We start from the raw sequence: 4384 nt of genomic DNA on the forward strand, positions 1-4384 counted from the left end.
GTTATCTGGATTCTTTGGGCACCTAAAAACATCACCGATGTTGAGATAAATAATCTATAAAATCTAAATAATTACTCTCTCACCTGTCATGATAAATATCATTTTCAAATTTTTTATCTGTAAAGAAAATTTCCTGTCAAACGGATCTTGGCTGTGATTCTAAATTAATCGAACGTTCATCCCTTAGTCAGAAACTCTTTAAATCCATCATCCCCTCTTTTTCTTAACAGGTGATGAATCACCGCCTGACGGGCTTGCACCAGCCACTGTTCGCTGTTTTTGTCTGCACCTGGCACTGGTTTCCCCTCTGTTTTAGCCTGATTCCGCCAGTTATACAGAGTAGCTTCCAATATCCCTTCCATTTGCGCAACTGCGCTGACCGTCATGTTGTAGAGAGGAAGTAATTTGGCCAGTGTGGAGGCTTTTCGTTCTGGTGAAATACGTTTCATATCGTGTCGCCATTACCCCATTAGAGTTTTTGATAGGGGTGACATGCATCCTGACACTGGGGGGCCCTGGGCATACCGTTAATCGTTCCTGTCACCGAGACGACATATTGCCTTCATACGGTCTCATTATCCTTAAGTATGCGATAGGGCAAGACATTTTCCTGCCATAGCGCATACCTGAACCGGTAACGTTCGCACGAAAGCCGGGTAAGAGGCTCATAATGACGTATCGTTGTTTGCACCGCACTACCCGCGTTTCCATCCACTTAATGATTCGGGAGTGTTTTGATGAGATTTTCCAGACAACTTCATACCATGCTGCGCGTTTGCGGCGTAGCGACATTGATAGGTAGCGGGGCAGCTCATGCGGAAAAATTCACCGTAGCCGTTATTTCCGACACCCAAAACTATACAGACGTTACCCTGACGCAGCCGCGCGGTGTTAATACTTTCGTTCAGCAGATGCAATATTTGGTCGATACTCGTAAAGAGAAGAATTTGGTCTTCGCCACCCATGTCGGCGACGTGGTGCAACACGGCGATGGCCGTTTCCGCACCGGTATGGTCGGCCAATATACGTTATGGGACACGCGCACCGAGTGGGACTATGCCAATCTGGCGCTGTCGGTGCTGAGTGATGCCGACATTCCTTTCAGCGCGGTGCTGGGCAACCACGACTATGATAACTACTCTTGGTATAAGAGCCACGGCGGTCCGGGCGCCAATCGCCCACTAGCGGGCGGCAGTGCCTGGAATATGTATTTCGGCCCCGATTCCCGCTTTTTCGCCGGCAAGGCATGGTATGGCGGCGCCTACAATAACGGTATGAACAGCTATCAGATATTCAACGCTGGCTCGAAGCAGATGCTTCACCTCGCTCTGGAAATGGAGCCGACGACCGCCGACCTGGCCTGGGCGCAGCGCGTACTGGACTCCCACCCGACGCTACCCGTTATCGTCACCACGCACGAATGGCTCGATCCGAATTTTAGTGGAGAAACGGCGCGCTCAAACGACCATAACGCTTATTTCTCCGGCACCGATCATCTTCCCCCGGATGGAGTTTGGGATACCTTTATTCGTAAAAACAAACAGATATTTTTATTGTTGAGCGGACATGACTGGACGCCTACCGTCACGGGCGTATCGCAAGGGCAGAATCTGCGTACCGATAACAATGACGCGGGTTACCCGGTTTATCAATTGGTGCAGGACTATCAAGGCAATACCATCGGCCCGGATGGCAAGCCGGACTCCGCCAACGGCGGCGCCGGATGGCTGCGGTTTATCGAGTTCGATACCGAAACCAGAAAAATGCACTTTTACACCTATTCGACGCTGCTTGATAAATATGCCGGTCGCAACGGTGAGTCCAGTTTCGGGGTTGCGCCGGGTTACTCGGATTTCACGCTTGATTTTCCGCCCCAGCTATTAACCGAGCAATAACGGGCGCGATGTCTGGATGCTGCCGGGCAGAGACGCTGTACTGCATCCGTCGGCGAAATACTGGCTGAAACGCGTTGTGACGTCCGGTCAGAATGAAAAATATTATCTGGCGGGGCGTTACGCAGCAGCGCGGACAGGACTGACGCAGCAAATGACGCCTGTGCAGGCACCCGGTATCGCCCAGCGCACCGAACTGGCTGGGCAGGTGAGCAGATAATCGGTGCGGGCGATGCAATAGCGCCTAGTTTTACATTGACCAAGCTAGCGATAAGGGCCGAGGCTAGCAGCTTTAGCACTATTGCTAATAAAAGATCCGCTGGAATAATAGGAGCAATACCTATTGCATATTTTATTGATACTGAAGAACATACTATTGTTCTATTTTCACACATGCCCCCAACGATGCCCCCAACGGATTTTGTGTCCAATTCAAGGGAAAACTTTATAGAGCCTTTCTTCCATCAGGAATAGAAATAATCACTCATATAAATAGCACGCTACTAATATAACAAGAATGTATTCCGTTCACTGACCGATTACACTACAATCTGAACTAAGTAATCTTGTCATTCACGGATGGAATAACAATGACCGAAGCAGATTTGGATGAACTGGCTGACCGTATAGTGAAGATGCTAACCACTACGGATTTTTATGAAGGAATGGGTTCTGGCATATCAGAGATAGGTAAGAATTTTGGCTATCTGGCCTATGATTTTATTGATACGGACACACGGTATGCCAAATCACGAGAAATGGAAAGATTGATAAAAGCGATTCATAGAGGAATTGTCTCAAGAGAAAAAATCATCGAGGCGATAAAAAGAATATTTAAGGTCTTTAACCGGAATGCATCTGAATCTCAAAAAGAAGCAATTTATCATAAAGCAGTAGGCTCAGTAGCGGGTAGTATGCTTGTTTCACAAGCGGTCTTTCAAATAGCGAAGAGAATCGGCAATGCACCAAAAGTATCTACTGGCACGGTATATTATATTTTGTTGCTTGGTGGGATGGCGAAACGCTCAATATATCGCTCAATGTATTTGAGGAGCTACAATCCTGAAGTATATTCAGAGTTGAGAAGAGATGATTTAGATTTTCTTTTCTTCCTGTTTGAAGAACATGTTGAACCTCTGACCGAAGCGATAAAGATGAGAAGAACGTATGGCGATAGAATGTTTAATCAATTAATTGAAAAAATAGAATACAGGATTAAGTAATATGATTACCTTTCTAAAAAAGACATTTATTTTCATATTAAACAATATAACCATGTTTCTTTTCAGTATATGCTTCTTTTGGATTTGTTATATCCTATTCGTTGGGTATGCACCCTGGAGTGAAAAAAGAGTTCATTTAATTATTGCAGTTTCTGTTTTCATTGGGTTAGGGAAGTTATCCGACTGGTTCGATAAAAAATGAATTGAGCCATATGACATGCTTAAACTCTTAAAAAAATCGGCGTATTTTTTATTTAAAAACATCATATTTTCTCTTTTCAGCATATCCTTTCTTTGTATCATCTATATTTTATTGGTTGGATATGCTCCGTGGAATGAAAAGACTATTCATCTCGTCATCGCCATTGCAGTCTGCTTCGGATTAGGGAAACTCTTCACATGGCTTGATGAAAAATGAATGCAGGGTCTCCCCTGCACTTATTTAGTTCATGAACTTCGTCATTTCCCATAATGCATAACCAGAGGTTCCAGCCTTGTGATGCGTCCATGTAACATCTTTATATCTGATAGAGATATGCTCCAATATCAGACCAGCACCATCATCAATGATGTTAGGCATGACGAGGTTGATATCTGATATGAGTCCATCATTGATCTGAATGGAGAAAAACTTCTCTTGTTTTGCATGTTGTGTGGTAAGCGTCCGGCAAACTCATATTGTTAACAAAACTCTGCTGCCACATGCTGCCCTCACTCAATAAAACGAACCTGAGGTAAAATATGGCAAAACGGCATTCGGCAACAGCATCTCGACGCCTGGCAACAGAGCGGGTTAACTAAACAACACTATTGCCGGCAACACGATTTGAACCCGGCCACCTTTTATTACTGGCTCAAACATCATCACGATGACGCGACCGTCCCCGCTACCGCCGCATTCATTCCTGCGCGCCGGGTTATGCCAGGGAATAACGACGCCGACACGGTGACGTTCAACCTCCCCAACGGGTGTTCGGTCTGCTGTCTTCCCGCTCAGTTGCGGGCCGTGATGCAGGCCCTGTCCCTGTGTTAACGCCGCAACACATCTGGCTGGCGCGCGAGCCGGTCGATATGCGCCGGGGGATTGATGCCCTGACCCAATACATTACCGACCACCTGCACCAACCCTGGCAAGGGGAAGCCGCTTTTGTCTTCTGCAACAAGGCGCGCTCGCGTATCAAAGTCCTGCGTTGGGACAAGCACGGCGTCTGGCTGTGTCTTCGTCGCCTTCATCAGGGGCATTTTATCTGGCCGAAACAGGGGGATGTC

At 46.6% G+C, this 4384-nt stretch carries 6 protein-coding genes and 1 pseudogene; 5 read left to right on the forward strand and 2 right to left on the reverse strand.

Features of this window, described 5'->3' with window-relative positions; all coding sequences use genetic code 11:
* Nucleotides 1–176: 176 nt before the first annotated feature.
* Complete coding sequence (locus BIY29_RS19365; RefSeq protein WP_121576648.1) at nucleotides 177–449, reverse strand: transposase; 273 nt, start codon at nucleotides 447–449, stop codon at nucleotides 177–179.
* A 288-nt stretch (nucleotides 450–737) separates the two neighbouring features.
* Between BIY29_RS19365 and BIY29_RS19370 the strand changes: the two genes are divergently transcribed.
* The 3 genes from BIY29_RS19370 to BIY29_RS19380 all read left to right on the forward strand — a co-directional run bounded on the left by BIY29_RS19370 (nucleotide 738) and on the right by BIY29_RS19380 (nucleotide 3115).
* A complete protein-coding gene (locus tag BIY29_RS19370) occupies nucleotides 738–1895 on the forward strand; it encodes a metallophosphoesterase (RefSeq protein ID WP_205680386.1) in 1158 nt (385 codons plus the stop codon).
* A gap of 16 nt (nucleotides 1896–1911) precedes the next feature.
* Entirely contained in the window at nucleotides 1912–2112 is a 201-nt protein-coding gene (locus BIY29_RS19375; RefSeq protein ID WP_121576650.1) for a hypothetical protein, read from the forward strand.
* A 370-nt stretch (nucleotides 2113–2482) separates the two neighbouring features.
* Nucleotides 2483–3115, forward strand: coding sequence for a hypothetical protein (locus BIY29_RS19380; RefSeq protein WP_121576651.1), 633 nt, complete (start codon nucleotides 2483–2485; stop codon nucleotides 3113–3115).
* A 442-nt stretch (nucleotides 3116–3557) separates the two neighbouring features.
* Here BIY29_RS19380 and BIY29_RS19395 read toward each other — a convergent pair.
* Nucleotides 3558–3770, reverse strand: a pseudogene (locus tag BIY29_RS19395) (Hcp family type VI secretion system effector); the annotation flags it as partial.
* 99 nt (nucleotides 3771–3869) lie between these two features.
* Between BIY29_RS19395 and tnpA the strand changes: the two are divergent.
* A complete protein-coding gene (gene tnpA / locus BIY29_RS21100) occupies nucleotides 3870–4148 on the forward strand; it encodes an IS66 family insertion sequence element accessory protein TnpA (RefSeq protein WP_420808439.1) in 279 nt (92 codons plus the stop codon).
* Nucleotides 4142–4384 (forward strand): IS66 family insertion sequence element accessory protein TnpB (gene tnpB, locus BIY29_RS19405; RefSeq protein WP_147437185.1); only part of this gene is annotated, 243 nt, incomplete at its 3' end. The genes tnpA and tnpB, both read left to right, overlap by 7 nt.

Source organism: Brenneria alni, from assembly GCF_003666245.1.
Taxonomy (GTDB): Bacteria; Pseudomonadota; Gammaproteobacteria; order Enterobacterales; family Enterobacteriaceae; genus Brenneria; species Brenneria alni.